The organism is Allofournierella sp. CML151, assembly GCF_027853465.1.
GTDB lineage: Bacteria > Bacillota > Clostridia > Oscillospirales > Ruminococcaceae > Allofournierella.
Map to the genome: position 1 here is coordinate 30,622 of NZ_JAPNNW010000004.1, position 15,618 is coordinate 46,239.

Sequence of the window (15,618 nt, forward strand, 5' to 3'; positions counted from 1 at the left end):
TTTGACCGAGAAAAAGGAGATATCTGATTATGAGCGAGACCTATACCCTGCATGTGGCGGGCCTGACCCGGGAGCTGCCCATCTGTGCCATTAACGAGCATCTTTCCATCGCCGCGTTCATTATGTTCAGCGATGTGGAGCTGACCGTTGCCTGCGCCAAAGCGCTGCTTGAGAAGTGCCCGGAGTTCGATGTGATCGTTACTGCCGAGGCAAAGGGCATTCCTCTGGCCTATGAGATGAGCCGCCAGAGCGGAAAATTGTATATTCCTGCGCGTAAAGGCGAAAAGCTTTACATGCAGAATCCGGTGGTTGTGGAGGATCAGTCCATCACCACCAGCGCCCGCCAGAAGCTGGTAATCGACCATAAGGATCTGGAAGCCATGGATGGCAAGCGGATTCTGATCGTGGATGATGTGATCAGCACCGGCGGCTCCCTGCATGCGCTGGAGACCCTGGTGGAAAAGAGTACTGGTACGGTTGTGGGCCGTGCGGCAGCACTGGCAGAAGGTGACGCTGCCGACCGCACCGATATCATTTTCCTGGAAAAACTGCCTCTGTTCACCCATTGATCCCCGCGCACGAATGAGACGGGTACTGGCAGCTTGCTGTTTTGTTTGGTTTTCCGCCAAACTCATCGCTGTGTATCTGCCGCCTGCAGCCCTTGGGCTGCTCGCGGCAGTTTTTGTATGCGTATTCTGGTGCGCACTTGCACTGGGAAAACGCAACTACAGTTTTCTTCTTCCACTGGTGGGGCTGACTGCGATTTTCCTTCACTCGTTGATGTACGACACAGTAGTAGCCCCTGCCTTTGCGCTTGCAGGGCAAGAGGTGGAAGCAGTCGTGCTGGCCGAACAGGTGGACCCCGGCTTTCAGGATGGGACGGTACGCGGTGAGTTCACCGTGCTGGAGCTGAACGGCAAATCGCTTCCCGTCTGGAAACGGTTTCGCATTTCGGCGGTGGCAATGCCGGAATGCGAACGAGCCGATCTGCTTCGCGGGACCTTTTCTGTGGAACTTTTGGAAGAGGACGAATACTACTACGGCAATCTGGCGGACGGCGTGTTGCTGCAAGCGACAACCGCAGAGGATGTGACACTGGAAGGGCAGAGCCGGGCGCCACGCTTTGTCCTGCGTCAACTGCAGGAAACCCTTGCCCGCAATTGCCGCCGCTATCTCGCACCGGAGCTGGGCAGTGTGCTCGCCGCTATGGCAGTGGGGGATAAAAGCCGCCTGACCGATGAGATCACCGATGCCTATCGCGCAGCAGGTGTTTCGCATCTGCTGGTGGTATCCGGCCTTCACCTGACGCTTTTGTGCGGCGCATTTCTGGGCAATCGCCCCTGCAGCGGCCGATTCCGGCGTCAGAAAGCACTGGCTGCTATGGTTTTGGTGGTGGGCATGATGGCTCTGGTAGGCTTCACACCGTCAGTAACCCGTGCCGGAATTGGTGCGCTGATTTTTTACGCCGGTGCGCTGTTTCTCCAGCCGGCCGACTCCTTTACCTCACTGGGAGTTGCTGCGGTGCTGCTCTCGCTGCAAAATTGCTATGCGGTGTGCGATCTTGGGCTTCAGCTTTCCTTCGCGGCCACGCTCGGCGTACTCTGTGCCGCCCGCCTCTTTCCGCCCATGCGGCTGAGTGAACAGGAGGAACATCCCTGGCGCTGTCGGATACGGCAAGGATGTACGGTGCTGTTGGTTCCGCTTCTGGCAGCAGTATTTACGCTGCCGCTCCAACTGCTGCACGGCCTTTCGGTCAGCGGCGTTTCCGTACTGACCAACTTGCTGGTAATGCCCCTGGTTGGGCCTATTGTCTGTCTGGGCCTGATCTGTGCGGTGACCGGACTTGTTCCGGCCTTGTACCACATCACCCGCGCAGTGATGCTTCTGGCGGCACTTCTGGTAAAGCTGCAGAACTCCATTGTGTTTTACACTTCGTCGCTTCCGGCTGCGCAGCTGGTGCTGCCCAAGGCATTCACGGTGTTTGCTGTGCTTGTCTGCGGGGCGGCTCTTTGGTATGCCTGGAAAAAGCGGCGCCTTCGCTGGGCGCTTCCGGTTCTGTGCGTAGGGCTGGTGGCGTCCTTCGGGCTTTTCAACCATCTGGGACGGGACGTGATCACAATCCGTCTGGTAGGGAGTACATCCAATCCCTGCGCGGTGATAACAGTACAGCAGCATGCAATGGTGCTGTTTCGGGGCGGAGAAAGCAACCGTCAGCAGGCACAATCGGCGCTGGAAGCGCAGGGCTTGGACGGGGCGGAACTCTGGGTGGACCTGCGCCAGAATTCAGGGAGCCTGAATGTTTCCGGAAGACAGCTTTCCGCAGAAGAGCTCCCGGAAAACGAACAATGGACCGAGAGTTTTTACGGGATAAGACTTTCACTGGTCAATCAGAGTGGTGCCAATCTGGCTCTTATGGAGATTGAGGGCTACCGTGTGGCAATGATCACCGGCCAGCTGGAAGCAGGTACGCCTTTGCAAACGGACCTGCTGCTGGCAGGCTCCTCCAATCCGGGACTGGTGGAACCGGTGCAGGTACTTACCGCCAAAGTCTATGACTGGCATTCCGGTAAAACGGGAGTTCATTGGCGCTATGCGCCTCTGGGCGGCACCGTGTACATTCGCCCCGGCAGGGCAATCACATTCGAGGGGGTAACCAATGCTGCATTCTGAACAAAAACAGCAGGCTGCGCTGAAAAAGGGCGTGCCGGTTTTCTATTATTATTCTTCCGATCCGTTCCTGGCCCGGTCGGCCGCAGAAAAAACAGCGGCCGCCCTGCTGCAGGAGGATGGAGAAAGCACACGGCTGGACGGTCCCGCCCCCACGGTGGAGGAACTGGTTATGGCGGCGGGCACCATCTCGTTTTTCGGTACCCGCCGGATCGTAGAGCTGCCTATGCTGCAGCCTTCGGCCTATTCGGAAAAGGATATGGCTGAATTCTGCGATGTGCTGGCCAGCACCGAAAATGCGGTGTTTGTTATTCACAGCGTCTTCAGTGAGGAACGGGGCAAGCTGAAGCTGCCCAAGCAGGCCAAAAAGCTGATCGAGACTTGTGAGGAACTGGGCTACGCTGCCGAGGTAGCCCATCCCGGGGTGCAGGAGCTTCGTCTCATGCTGCGACAGCGGGCGCAGAGCATGGACACCGTCATGAGCGAAAGCGCGGCGGGCCTTCTGCTGGAGCGCTGCGGACAGGACCTGTTTCTGCTGGAAAATGAAGTGGACAAATTGGCCGCCGCCAGTGGCTATACCGAGATCACCCCGGGTCTGATTGTGGAGATGAGCACGCAGAATCTGGAGGCGGATGTCTTTGATATGGTCCGCCTGATTACCGGTAAAAACGCCGCCAAGGCCTGCGAAAAGCTGAACACACTGCTTCGGCTGCAGAACGATCCCATCGCCATCACTGCCGCCATGATCGGCAGCTATGTGGACCTGTACCGGGTCAAGGCTGGCCTTTCCATCAAGAAGAGCTACAGTCAGGTGCACAAGGATCTGGGTTATAAGGGCAGCGATTACCGGCTGAAAAAGTCCGCTGAAACCGCTGCCCGGTACACCTTACCTCAGCTGGAGCAATGCCTGGAGATTCTGCTGGAGCTGGATCAGGGGCTGAAGGGCTCCCCGGTGGACAGTGCTGTTTTGCTGCAAACCACACTTTGCCGTCTGGCAGCTGCGGGGGTGAGCCGATGAACGAAAAGCTTCGTATTCAGCAGGTGATTGTGGTGGAGGGCCGATACGATGCGGCCGCACTCAGTGCGGTTGTGGATGGTCTGATCCTCACCACCGACGGCTTCGCCATCTACAAGGACAAACAAACCCAGGCCCTGCTTAAAGAGCTGGGCCGCCAGAGGGGCGTGATTCTGCTCACTGACCCGGACGCGGCAGGCTTCCGCATCCGGAACTTCTTGTCCAACCTGATTGGACAGGAGTACGTACGGCAGGCCTATGTACCCGCTATTCCGGGCAAGGAGTCCCGCAAAGCGGTTCCTGGGAAAGAAGGCCTGCTGGGTGTGGAGGGTCTGCCGCCTGAGGCGCTGAAAAAGGCGCTGCTGGACGCGGGCGCCAGCGAAACCGCTGCCCGCAGCGGCCGGGCCATCACCTATACCGATCTGTACCAGTGGGGGCTTTCCGGCACCGCAGGCAGTCAGGAGCAGCGTTTTGCGTTTCTGCGCAGGTTGGGCCTGCCGCCCCGCCTTTCCAAGAAGGCACTTTGCCAGGTGCTCAATCAGCTTTATACCTACGAGGAAGCCCAGGCGCTGGCCGAGCAGACTGAAGAGTAATCAAAAAGGCCCGAGGCCGTGCGAAGAGCGATTTGCTCTGTTCACGGTCTCGGACCTTTTTGTTTTATTTCAGTTTACCTTCCAGCAGCTGCTGGTGCCACCAGGGCTTTTCCGCCTGAAAGCTGCGTCCGCTCACACCCTGCAGCAGCGGATCGGTCAGGGTGGGGAAGGTGAGCTGCCAGGCACAAAGAGCCTGGTATTTCAGCTTCAGTTCCCGGTTAGCAGCATTGTTGCCGTATTTGCTGTCGCCCAGAATGGGGCAACCAATGCTGGCCAGATGCGCCCGGATCTGATGGGTTCGACCGGTAATCAGCTCCACCTGCAGCAGAGCAAGACGGCCGCTGACCGCCAACGTTTTGTAGCGAGTCTCAATTTCCTTGCCGCCGGGCGTGGGGTGTTCACTCACCCGCACCAAACCCTTTCCCGCGTCCTTGGTCAGGTATCCGCCCAGGGTGGCCTGCTCCGGCCGGGGCCGTCCGAAGGTCACACAGAGATATTCCTTGCGGATTGCCCGCTCCCGGATCAGGCTGGTAAGCAGCTGCTCGGTCTGCGGGTCCTTGGCAATCAGCACCAGACCGCTGGTGCCGGTGTCCAGCCGGTGACACAGGGCAGGTGCAGGACCTTTGCTCGGCTCCCAACCGTGCTTCTGATGCAGATACAGCATGGCCCGGTGAATCAGGGTATCCGGCTCGGTGTCGTGGATGACCGGCAGACCGGCGGGCTTATCCACCAGCAGGATGTGCTCGTCCTCATAAACCGGCTTTGCGGCAAAGCGGGCGCGCAGAAACGCAGGACCTTTCGCCTCCATCGGAGTCAGCTGATCGTCCGGCAGAAACAGTCGAATCTCGTCACCGGTCTGCACCCGGGTGGAGAGGGGCTGCTTTTTTCCGTTCAGCTTGATCTTATTCTCCCGCAGCGCCTTGTTCAGCTTGCCGAAGGTCAGGGCAGGGAATTGCTCGGTGAGGTATTTGTCCAGCCTTACCGGGGTAAGACTTTTCACGGGAATGATCTTCATGAAAGGGCCTCCAGATCCTTGCACAGGCCATCTTCACGGTACAGCCGGTGTGCATCGTCAATTTCCAGGGTGACCATCAGCCATCCGGCATCCTGATCACTTACTTCAAGAATGGGATAAACGCCGCCCTCCCCGTCGGAAAGAGCAGTTGCACCCTCCAGCTTCTGTCGGGCAAAGGGGGTATCATAGAAGAGAATCACCTTGTTCGCGTCCTCCTGCCGGCCGATGCTTTCCAGGTTCAGACTTAAAATACCGTGATCCCAGAAATCGTCGGAATAATCCGCCAGGTGCAGCGGGTAATCCTCGCTGAACTCCTGAGCCAGCGGATGAGAAAATTCCTCCAGACCGGGGGCAATCACATAAATCAGCGGGGTTCGATCGCCATCAGCGGTTTGCTGGTACAGCACCCCACACCAAGCACCTTGCTCCTGAGCTGTCTGCGCCACGCTCAGGAAGGTCTCCTCCTGTTCGGTGAAAAAGATGCTGTCCGCAGGCAGCTCGCCGCTGGTGATGGCCTGCAGAAACTCTTCCCGCCGCTGCTGAGCCTGGGCCTCATCATAGCGAGCGGTGAAAGAGGTATCGCTGCTGGTCATTCCCGCATCGGCGGTATACAGCGCCAGACTCAGGCCGCTGGTTTTCAGCGGGTCCAGCGCCACCAGATGCTGATATTTGCCTTCTGTTGCATTAAGCAAAGCGGCAAGGCTGCTGTCCTCCTGGTTCAGCAGGTTAAAACCCGCGTCGGAATAGGGCCGGAAGGAGCGGGCTTTCTCCAGCAATGCCGGGCTCAGGTCCACCAACTGCACCAGACAAAGCGCACCGATTACAGCGGTTTGTACCCACTGTTTTCGGTACTGTGTCAGCCGAATCAGTCCGGCCACGCAGCACAGGAAGATCAGGTAATATACCGGCCAGAACAGCCGCCCGCTGGAACGCAGGGTGGTTGCCAGCTGAACAACAAAGCCGGGCAGAGGCAGGCGAGCGAGTATGGCTCCATTGGCGGTGATCACATTGCTGACCGCGAACACTGTCAGGCAGGCCACAACGAACAGCAGTCCGAAACGTTTTTTCAGCCGCTCCAGCAGCCCATCCCGGCGCCAGCGCAGCATTGCCAGCACCACTGCCACACTGCACAGGAGCATGCCAAGGCCCAGGTAATTAAAACCGTCGTAGTTGCCCAGTGTCTGGTTCTGTGCGGGAAGGAACAGACTCCAACGGTCCATGCCTCGGCTGACCGGGTTCCAAAGCGCGTTCAGGTTCATGCAAAAATGCCCATACTGTACGCCGCTTCCGCCGGAGGAAGACCCACCGCTGAACAGACCGAACAACCAGCCCACCAGGGCAGTGCAGCCCAGGTTAGCCGCCAGCAGTGCGGCCGGTTTCGCAATCTGTTTCTGGAATACCGCATGCTCCGCCAGCAGTGCAAAGGTGAGCGCGTAGGTCATGGGGGCAAAGTACGGATGGATTGCCAGCGTCACACAGTTTACAAGGAATAATCCGGGGTAGAAGAAACGTTTCTCTCTGCGGCCGCGGATGTAGTAGTACAGTGCGGCCAGTATCAAGAACTGTGCGGCAAGCGCGGTATGGCGGAACGCCCGCTCCAGCAGAATGGGGCTGAACACAAAGGGCACCGCGCCCAGCAGCACGGCGGGCAGACGGCGGGTAAACAAGCCTACCAGCAGGCAGGCAAAGCCACCCTGCAGCACAAAGCAGAGCAGAGTGAACAGCCCGAAATACTGAAACGTGGCAGGCAGCAGCGGCTCCAGCAGGCGGAACAGCGCCGCAAACAGGGGAATGGAGTCGGTGAAGGCCACGCTCAAGCCAAAGGGCCAGTTGATCTGCTCGGAAAAGCAAAAGGGCAGCGACAGCTCCGACTGCCGGTAAAACAGCCAGCCTGCGTAATGCTGCTGGATATCCGCTTCGATATATCCACCGCGCAGCCATGCGTCATTGGTCATATCCAGTGGGGCAAAGCCGTAAAGCAAAAAGAAGACTGCCGCCCCCAGCAGGCAGCCCAGAATAAACAGCTTCCGGCGTTCGATTTTTTCACAACTAGGCATCTGAATCAAAGCCACGTCCTTTCCGTTCGCGCAAAAGCCCGGCACAGGTCAGAAGTTGCGCGGGTGTGGTTGCTCTGTTTATTATAAACGATTGCTCGTCATCCTACAATTCCCTTGTTTTGTTCCCCGAACCATTCACGGGGAAAACGTTGACAAATTGGCATATTTGATGTATTATAATTAGGCTTGCCGCTGTGGCGGAACTGGCAGACGCAAGGGACTTAAAATCCCTCGCCCTAATAAGGCGTACCGGTTCGATCCCGGTCAGCGGCACCAAGCCGAAGCAAAGTTCGCTTTGCTTCGGCCTTTTTTGTATCAAAACAATCAAAAGCTCCCTGTCGTTCTTTCCGGCAGGGAGCTTTACTTATGTGTTCCGCGATGTATTGAATGACTTTTGGTTTCCGCCATATAAGCAGTATTGTATCAGTTGTTCTGCAGCTGCTTGATCTGGTGAAGCCGCTGTTGATCGGTGTGATTCTCGCTCTGATTTTTAATGTGCCAATGAGCTTTTTTTGAGCGCTATCTGCGTACGAAACCGCGGCTGCGGAATAGGGCCAGACCGCTGGCAATCTGCCTGGCACTCATTCTGGTGTTTGGCATTTTCCTCGGTGTAACCGTGCTGGTTGTGCCTGAGGTAGTAAAAGCGGTAAAACTTATTGTTCAGATCACCGGCGGTGGACTGGAGCAGCTGGCTCAGATGGAAACTGATTCCGCGCTGGCCAATACCACTGCCGGGCAATATCTTGAACGAATCGATATTGATTGGCTCGGACTGAAAACTCAGATGGAGGAATGGGTCAAGGCCCGGAGCGGCGCTCTGGTAAATCAGGTAGTGGGTGCAGCAGGTTCGCTGGCCGGAGGCGTAATCTCGTTTTCGATCGGCCTGATTTTTGCAATTTACATTCTTTCGGGGAAAGAGCGCTTGAAACGCCAGGCAAGTAGGGTGCTGCATGCATGGCTGCCGAGAAAGTTCGGCGACTCTCTGATCCATGTGGCCTCTGTTTGCAGCAGAACCTTCCGTCTGTTCATTGCCGGTCAGGCCACAGAAGCCATCATTCTGGGAACGCTGTGCATGATCGGAATGCTGATTCTACGCATTCCCTACGCGCCGATGATCGGGGCGCTGGTCGGTGTTACTGCTCTCATTCCGATTGTGGGCGCTTTCATCGGCACAATCGTGGGGGCCATTATGATATTGACCGTTAACCCGTTCAAAGCGTTTGTGTTTGTGGTGTTTCTGCTGATTTTGCAGCAAATCGAGGGAAATATGATCTATCCCAAGGTGGTTGGCTCTAAAATCAATCTGCCCGCCATATGGGTTCTGGCGGCAGTTACCATTGGCGGGAACCTGGGCGGTCCCATCGGTATGCTGCTGGGCGTCTCGGCGGCATCGGCCGCCTATGCGCTGCTGAAGGAAGCAACTGCCGAACGGGAAAAATCAAATTTTCATTCATGATAATGCCGGGGCAAGGAAGAGCTTGCCCCGGCGTTTGTGTCTCTCTGCAAAAATAAAAGTGTCTTATCGCTCAGAGGCGTTTTCCCGGATAAAACTTCCGGTTTCGGGTTGTGCGCAGCCCGGATTTATACTATAATAAGTTCGAAAATCAGGAGTCATTCCACCCCGTGCCGGGTGCAGAATTGCGCCGGGTGCGCCGCTGGGAAGCTGCAAAAGAGGAGCGTTTGCAATGAAAGAATACCAGAGCATGACCAAACAGGAACTGCAGGAGGAATACCAGGCAGTCCTGGCACAGTATCGGGACTACCAGGCAAAGGGACTGAAGCTGGATATGTCCCGCGGCAAGCCCTGCACCGAACAGCTGGAGCTGTCCAACGGGCTGCTCAGCCAGAATCAATACATCGGAGAAAACGGTGAGGACTCCCGTAACTACGGCCTGCTGGCAGGCATGCCCCAGGCCCGCCGCTTTTTTGCTGAACTGATGGGCGTGGAGGAGAACGAGGTCATCGTGGGCGGCAATTCCTCTCTCACACTGATGTACTATATGATTGACATGGGCTGGCGGGTCGGCTTTGCAGACAGCGACCATCCTTGGCGCACGGAAGAAAAGCTGAAATTTTTGTGCCCGGTGCCCGGCTACGACCGGCATTTTGCCATTACCGAGTATTTCGGCTTCGAGATGATTCCGGTGCCGATGCATGAGGATGGCCCCGACATGAACCTGGTGGAGCAGCTTGCTGCCGATCCCAGTGTAAAAGGCATCTGGTGCGTGCCTCTGTACTCCAACCCGGACGGCTATATCTACAGCGCCGAGACCGTACGTCGCCTGGCCAGCATGAAAACCGGCGCGCCGGATTTCAAGATCATCTGGGACGACGCCTACTGTGTACATCACCTCACCGATGAACTGTGCTCGGTTCCCGGTATTCTGGCCGAGTGCAAAAAGTACGGCACCCAGGACCGGCCCCTGCTGGTATGCTCCACCAGCAAGGTGACTTTCCCGGGTGCGGGCGTTGCAGCGCTGGCTGCCAGCGAAGCCAACATCCGGCATATTCTTGCCCAGATGGCTCCCATGGCCATCAGCTTTGACAAGATGAACCAGATGCGCCATGTAAGCTTTTTGAAGAATAAGGCGGGTGTACTGGAACACATGAAAAAGCACCGGGCAATCCTGGAGCCTAAATTTGAGCTCATCAAAAAGGCGTTTGCTCAGCAGCTGTCTCCCTGTGGCTCCATTGCCCGCTGGACCGATCCCAAGGGCGGATATTTTATCAGCCTGTATGTGATGGACGGCTGTGCCAAGCGTGTGGTTCAGCTGTGCAAGGAGGCCGGTGTAGTGCTTACCCCGGCAGGCTCCGCCTATCCCTACGGCAACGACCCGCAGGACCACCACCTGCGCATCGCCCCCTCGTATCCCACGGTGGCTGAGCTGGAGCAGGCGAGTCAGCTGCTCTGCGTCAGCGTTCGTCTGGCCTGCCTGGAAAAGCTGCTGCAGGCTTGAAAAACCGGATTGCAACAGCAGGCGCATCTGTGTTATAATAACGGAATCTTAAACTGCGGCAAGGGAACGAATGCAGCCCGGCCGTCATCAAAGGAGGACCCCATATGAAGTGCCCTTACTGCGGCGAACTGGAATCCAAGGTGATTGATTCCCGCCCCACGGAGGACGGTGAAAAGATTCGCCGCCGCCGGGAATGCCTGCGCTGCGGCAAGCGGTTTACCACCTATGAGATCGTGGAAACCGTACCTTTGATGGTCATTAAAAAAGACCGTTCCCGCCAGGTGTTCGACCGCCAGAAGCTTCTGGGTGGTATGCTGCGCGCCTGCGAAAAGCGCCCGGTCAGCTATGAAATGCTGGAACGCGCGGTGGATAACATCGAGCAGTCCCTTCTGAACAGCTATGAACGTGAGGTCACTTCCATCCACATCGGCGAGCTGGCAATGGAAGAGCTGAAAAAAATCGATGAGGTCGCCTATGTGCGTTTTGCGTCGGTTTACCGTCAGTTCTCCGACCTGAACACCTTTATGAATGAGCTGAAAGAGATGCTCAGTAAGCGCTCAGGGCAGTCCGAAGAATAACCGGCGCATGCCGTTCAGCTGTGCCTTCAGCTTTCCGATCTCGCAGAAGAGGTCCTGCCGGTAGTCCGGATGCACATAGGCATTCAGACCGTACAACGCGGTTTCCAGCTCATTGAGCTTGTCCCGGCGAATAAACAGTGCCAAAACAGCCTGCTTTTTCTGGTAGGTCTGTGTCATATTGCTGATCTGCTGTTTGGCAGCCTGATATGCCCCACCGGCACACAGACTTTCCACCTGGGTAAGTCCGGCTTCAAGTGCATTCAGCGAATCGGACACCAGGCGCCGGCCGGTCAGTGTGAGCAGAATCAACGCCGCCAGAATTACTGCGGCTACGCGTACCCGCCTCATAAATGTCCTTCCCACAGCCCCTTGTTCCGCTTTTGCGGTGAGGGGCTGTTTTCTTTTTTGATCAATTGATATTTACCGTCTGCGCGCGCCAGAAGCAGCATGACCTGTGCCTGGGAGCAGCTTTCCTTTCTCAGAACCTGCGAAAGCCATTGGCAGTCCTTTCCGCACAGCCGCAATGCATCTTTCAGCAGCTGTCCGTCTGCAATGACCGGAATAAACGGTTCCTCTTCGTCCATCGTGCAGATGCTGATGCTGCCATTCGTTTCCACCACAGCCCATCGCACCTGAGCCGGATCAAACACTTCTTTGCCGCGCAGCGCTTCCAACAAATCCCCGGTTCCAAACCGCAATGTCCGAAGGGTATCGCGGCAGATTTTTCCGTTGCGAATCACGGTAACAGGGGAGCCAAACAACAGTCTTGCCGCCCCAGGCCAGCAGAAGCACAGCCCGGACAGCAGCAGCTCCAGTGCCGCGATCAGAAATACCGGCACAAGGCTTGCAGTGAGCGGCAGTTCCGGTGATTCAATGGAGATAGAAGCAAGGTTGGAAATCAGAATTGTAGAAACAAGCTCGGCGGGCTGCAGTTCGCCCAACTGACGTTTTCCCATCAGCCGCATGGCCAGCAGAATGAGCAGATAGACCAGCAATGTGCGCAGCATAAGAATCAACATATCCGGTCCGCCTTTCTCTCAAAAGTCGTTTGCAGGTTTGACGCGCCGGTTTTCCGGGCATACTAATGGCCGGAGGTGACGCCGATGCAACCAGAGGAATCGTTATTGCCGCAGCTGCAGCAAAACATTCAGCTGCTGAAACAAAGATTTGGCAATTCAATCGACCTGTATACAAAGCCGGTGCAGATTCTGGGCATTCCATGCTGTCTGTGCATGTTTGAAGGCCTTTCCACCATCGAGCGGCTGTGGGTGGTGGTATTGGATATGCTGAGCAAAAGTGAATTCCATCCCCAAGACGGAGAAGCGCTTTTTGACTACCTGCAAACGCAGACCGATCTGCCGTTGGAAAATTCTTATGTGGAAACCATGGATCAGCTGCGCACTCAACTGACCGCAGGCACCACCGTGATTCTGATTGAAGGCTGCTGCAAAGGCGTGGTGCTTTCCACCCAGAACATGCAGTTTCGCTCGATTCAGGAGCCCTCAGGGGAGGGAAATGTCCGCGGTTCCCGTGAGGGCTTCAGCGATCTTTTGCGAATCAACATCAGTCTGCTGCGCCGTTTGATCCGAACCGAGACTCTCACGGTGGAGACACTGATCTGCGGGGAGCGTACTGCCACCGAGGTTGCCCTGCTCTATGACCGCGATCTGGCCCCGCCGGAGCTGGTGCGCCGGGTGCGCGACCGCCTCAACCAGGTGCAAATTCCGGTTTTGTTCGATTCCAGCTATCTGGCCCCATTTTTGCAACGGGGCGGATTCAGCTTTTTTCAGCAGGCAGGTTATACCGAACGTCCGGCCACAGCCTGTGCCAAACTGTGCGAAGGTAAGCTTGTGATCTTGGTAAACGGCAGCCCCTTTGCCATGGTGATTCCGTATTTTTTCAGCGAGCACTTTCAGAGCCTGGATGACTATTCCACCAAGGCCTATTTTGCAAGCTTCATTCGGGTGATCAAATATGGTGCATTTTTTCTGGCCGTACTGCTGCCTGGAGTATTTGTTTCCATTGCAGAATATACGCCCGAGTTATTTCCGCCTCAGTTGCTTTATAAAATTGCAGCGGCGGAAGCAGCCACACCGCTTCCGTTGTTTTTGGAAATGGTACTGGTCATCGTTTTGCTGGAGATTGTGCGGGAAGCAGGCCTGCGCCTGCCCCGGCCCATTGGACACAGCGTAAGCCTTGTGGCCGCGATTATCGTGGGTGACGCGGCGGTGAAAGCAGGAATCCTGAGCACACCCATTGTGATTACGGCGGCGCTCACCACTATTTCCATGTTCGTGATCCCGTCGCTGTATGAACCGGCCACCGTGCTCCGTATCCTGTTCGTGTTCGCCGGAGGCCTGTTCGGACCATTTGGGATTCTCGCGCTTTTGTTTATTATGCTCACCAGCATTTGTGGCATGGAGTCCTTCGGCCTGCCCTATACAGCGCCCCTCATACCCTGGACAAACGGCGCAGTGCGCGACGGTGTGCTGCGTACCAATTGGAAACAGCTGGCCCAGCGGCCCTTTTCTGTCAACGATCTGCCGGGAGGAGATACGCATGACACAAAATGAATCAGCCTTCCTTGCACCTGCCCAGCTGGCTGCGCTTATGGCCGCAGCTTTGCTGGCAGATGTATTTCTGCAGCCCTTTGGCCGTAAAGCACCGCTTTTAACTGCGCAGCACGGGATTTTATGTGTGGCCGGGCAGATGGCCGTATTTGCATTGCTGTTGGCTTTACTTCGAAAAGACGCCGGACGTGCGCTGAACAATAAAGCCTTCTGCGGCTTGTTGAGCGCTGCGATGCTGGTTTCTGCCGCTCTGGAAATCATTCAGGGCGAACGATTTTACAGCCAGGCCATGCGCACCGGCCTGCCGGTGGAGCTTTTCCTTGTCCTTCTGTTTGTGGCGGTATTCTACGGAGTCTATTCCGGGTTGAATGCCCTGGCACGTACAGCTGTAGCCGTGCTCGCACTTACTGCCGTCTCTATGGGATTGCTTCTGCTTTCGGTTCTGCCGCAGCTGCGATTTGTCAATCTTCAGCCTGCAGCGATAAATGGTGCCGAGGTGGGCGGCGATTTCGTAAGTCAATTCTACCTGGCTCCGGAATTGATCCTGTGGGCGATTTTATGGAGGCCGGAGCATTCCGAACAAGCTGATCACCGGCCTGCGGTGGTGTTTGTCTGGCTTTTCGCCGCACAGGCCCTGTTCTGCCTGTTGGGCGAAATGACTCTGGGATCTGCCTACCAGCAGGAGGAGCAGCCACTGTTCACCATTGCCCGGCTGGGTGGTATTTCGGTATTTCGCCGGCTGGATGCATTGCATGCCTGTGTGTGGCTGCTGCTCTTTTTTGTAAAAATCACGCTGTATTTTTCGGCGTTTACCCAGAGCATCCGCAAAGTGTTCCCCGCGCTGCGCGGCCATAGTGCCTATTTCCTGGCGGTCATTGGCGTGATCGGGGTCTTTTTGGCAGCCTGGGGGCAGGCTGAACAAACTGCATACCTGATTCAGCAAATGGTCTGCCTTGCACTGCTGCTCTGGCTGGGCATCGTTCGAATCACCGTAGGGAGGAAACAAGGATGAAGCTGTTAAAACTGGCCACCTCTCTTTTGATTACGGCAGCATTGTGCGGGTGTTCTTCCACCGGGCTCGGCGATAAAGTGATTGTAAAGGCCCTTCTGCTGGATTATCAGAAAGAATACCTGGCTCAGGTGCTGGTTCTGGAGCCGCAGCCCAGTGCAGACGCAGGGGAGGCTGCCGAAACCATTCGTTTGATTGAAGGCAGCGGAAGCACTCTGGCCGAGGCAATTCATGATGTGGAGTCTGCCCGCGCAGAGGAACTGTTTTATGGACAGAACGAACTGCTTCTGCTCGGGCCCGGACTGCAGCGGACGGGAATAGCAGAGTGTTGCCGCTTTCTCTATGAAAATTCCGCCGGGCGGCCAAACATGGCGGTATGGGGGATCAACCGGCCCGCAAATGAGCAGCCGCTCAACGAAGAAAATGCCGGACCTGTGCTGGACTCGATCCGCAGACTGGGGGAGCGGGGGGAATACCGCACCTATCTGTATCAGCTCGCGGCAGCACAGAATGGCGTTTTTTTGCCGCTGGTGTATTTGTCCGAAGAGAGCGATGTGCAGATGGAGGGGCTCACTTTGTACCAAAACGGCGTTCCGGCAGTCCGATTTACCGGAAGCGAAATTGAGCTGGCTGCCCTGCTCAGCGGGCAAACCGGTACCGGGCAGCTTCAGGTACAAGGGGAAAGCAGCCCGGTTACCTTGAGCATTCGCTCTCCGAAGCTGATTTATGACTGTGTGGAGCAGGAAGGCTCCCTGCAGCTAACGATTCGGTTTTCCGGTCACGTGGAACAGATGACCGGGGAACACCTGCCCGCTTCCCGGGAGCAGCGCCGGGAGCTTTTGAAGCAATTCAACACCCAGCTGGAACAAACAGCGGAGAAGGTGATCCGGCAAAGCTTCACCCCGGAGGCTGACCCGTTTTGCTTTCTGAGCCGCTTTTGCAACCGAAACACACAGCTGACAAACAGTCTGGCCGAGACCGGAGCTCTTTACCGCCCCGGCACCGTGCAATTCTCCAGCGCGCTGCAGCTGCTTTAAGAGATATGGCAAAACGCCCGATGATGGGATTGCTCCCTTCGCCGGGCGTTTTTCTGCATTCTTTCATCAAAATGCGGATTCATCGTTGTATCTGGCCATCTGCGGGGCCGGCAGGCAAGC

14 protein-coding genes and 1 tRNA gene are annotated in these 15,618 nt (G+C 56.5%); 11 read left to right on the forward strand and 4 right to left on the reverse strand.

Going from position 1 to position 15,618, the window contains the following annotated elements:
* Window positions 1-29: 29 nt before the first annotated feature.
* The 4 genes from PH256_RS04140 to PH256_RS04155 are packed head-to-tail and all read left to right on the forward strand — an operon-like array spanning window position 30 to window position 4,275.
* Window positions 30-569 (forward strand): phosphoribosyltransferase family protein, encoded by a 540-nt coding sequence (locus tag PH256_RS04140; RefSeq protein ID WP_270913107.1) that lies wholly within the window; start codon window positions 30-32, stop codon window positions 567-569.
* A 13-nt stretch (window positions 570-582) separates the two neighbouring features.
* The gene (locus PH256_RS04145) at window positions 583-2,670 is read left to right on the forward strand and encodes a ComEC/Rec2 family competence protein (protein WP_270913108.1); all 2,088 of its coding nucleotides are present in this window, start codon (window positions 583-585) and stop codon (window positions 2,668-2,670) included.
* Complete coding sequence (gene holA / locus PH256_RS04150) at window positions 2,657-3,685, forward strand: DNA polymerase III subunit delta (protein WP_270913109.1); 1,029 nt, start codon at window positions 2,657-2,659, stop codon at window positions 3,683-3,685. The genes PH256_RS04145 and holA overlap by 14 nt, the downstream gene beginning before the upstream one ends.
* Window positions 3,682-4,275 (forward strand): toprim domain-containing protein, encoded by a 594-nt coding sequence (locus tag PH256_RS04155; protein ID WP_270913110.1) that lies wholly within the window; start codon window positions 3,682-3,684, stop codon window positions 4,273-4,275. The genes holA and PH256_RS04155 overlap by 4 nt, the downstream gene beginning before the upstream one ends.
* A 64-nt stretch (window positions 4,276-4,339) precedes the next feature.
* Here PH256_RS04155 and PH256_RS04160 read toward each other — a convergent pair whose 3' ends face one another.
* Both PH256_RS04160 and PH256_RS04165 read right to left on the reverse strand, forming a co-directional pair.
* Window positions 4,340-5,290: an RluA family pseudouridine synthase gene (locus PH256_RS04160; RefSeq protein ID WP_270913111.1), complete on the reverse strand. Its 951-nt coding sequence runs from the start codon at window positions 5,288-5,290 to the stop codon at window positions 4,340-4,342.
* Window positions 5,287-7,347 carry a DUF6311 domain-containing protein gene (locus tag PH256_RS04165; protein ID WP_270913112.1) on the reverse strand — a complete coding sequence of 687 codons (2,061 nt, stop codon included), beginning with the start codon at window positions 7,345-7,347 and terminating at the stop codon, window positions 5,287-5,289. The genes PH256_RS04160 and PH256_RS04165 overlap by 4 nt, the downstream gene beginning before the upstream one ends.
* Before the next feature lie 188 nt (window positions 7,348-7,535).
* On the opposite strand from PH256_RS04165, the gene PH256_RS04170 reads away from it, so the two are divergent.
* The 4 genes from PH256_RS04170 (at window position 7,536) to nrdR (ending at window position 10,882) form a co-directional block, all read left to right on the forward strand.
* Window positions 7,536-7,623, forward strand: a tRNA-Leu gene (locus PH256_RS04170).
* Between the two features lie 265 nt (window positions 7,624-7,888).
* Entirely contained in the window at window positions 7,889-8,803 is a 915-nt protein-coding gene (locus PH256_RS04175; RefSeq protein WP_270913240.1) for an AI-2E family transporter, read from the forward strand.
* Window positions 8,804-9,032: 229 nt separating this feature from the next.
* A complete protein-coding gene (locus tag PH256_RS04180; protein ID WP_270913113.1) occupies window positions 9,033-10,304 on the forward strand; it encodes an aminotransferase class I/II-fold pyridoxal phosphate-dependent enzyme in 1,272 nt (423 codons plus the stop codon).
* Between the two features lie 104 nt (window positions 10,305-10,408).
* On the forward strand, window positions 10,409-10,882 hold the full coding sequence (gene nrdR / locus PH256_RS04185) for a transcriptional regulator NrdR (protein ID WP_270913114.1): 474 nt from the start codon (window positions 10,409-10,411) through the stop codon (window positions 10,880-10,882).
* Here the strand turns inward: nrdR and PH256_RS04190 are convergent.
* Window positions 10,862-11,230: a DUF4363 family protein gene (locus tag PH256_RS04190; protein WP_270913115.1), complete on the reverse strand. Its 369-nt coding sequence runs from the start codon at window positions 11,228-11,230 to the stop codon at window positions 10,862-10,864. The genes nrdR and PH256_RS04190 overlap by 21 nt on opposite strands.
* On the reverse strand, window positions 11,227-11,901 hold the full coding sequence (locus tag PH256_RS04195; RefSeq protein ID WP_270913116.1) for a DUF421 domain-containing protein: 675 nt from the start codon (window positions 11,899-11,901) through the stop codon (window positions 11,227-11,229). The genes PH256_RS04190 and PH256_RS04195 overlap by 4 nt, the downstream gene beginning before the upstream one ends.
* An 84-nt stretch (window positions 11,902-11,985) precedes the next feature.
* Between PH256_RS04195 and PH256_RS04200 the strand changes: the two genes are divergently transcribed.
* The 3 genes from PH256_RS04200 to PH256_RS04210 are packed head-to-tail and all read left to right on the forward strand — an operon-like array spanning window position 11,986 to window position 15,498.
* Entirely contained in the window at window positions 11,986-13,455 is a 1,470-nt protein-coding gene (locus PH256_RS04200; protein WP_270913117.1) for a spore germination protein, read from the forward strand.
* Entirely contained in the window at window positions 13,442-14,464 is a 1,023-nt protein-coding gene (locus PH256_RS04205) for a GerAB/ArcD/ProY family transporter (protein WP_270913118.1), read from the forward strand. The genes PH256_RS04200 and PH256_RS04205 overlap by 14 nt, the downstream gene beginning before the upstream one ends.
* Window positions 14,461-15,498 carry a Ger(x)C family spore germination protein gene (locus PH256_RS04210; RefSeq protein ID WP_270913119.1) on the forward strand — a complete coding sequence of 346 codons (1,038 nt, stop codon included), beginning with the start codon at window positions 14,461-14,463 and terminating at the stop codon, window positions 15,496-15,498. The genes PH256_RS04205 and PH256_RS04210 overlap by 4 nt, the downstream gene beginning before the upstream one ends.
* The last annotated feature ends 120 nt before the right edge of the window (window positions 15,499-15,618 follow it).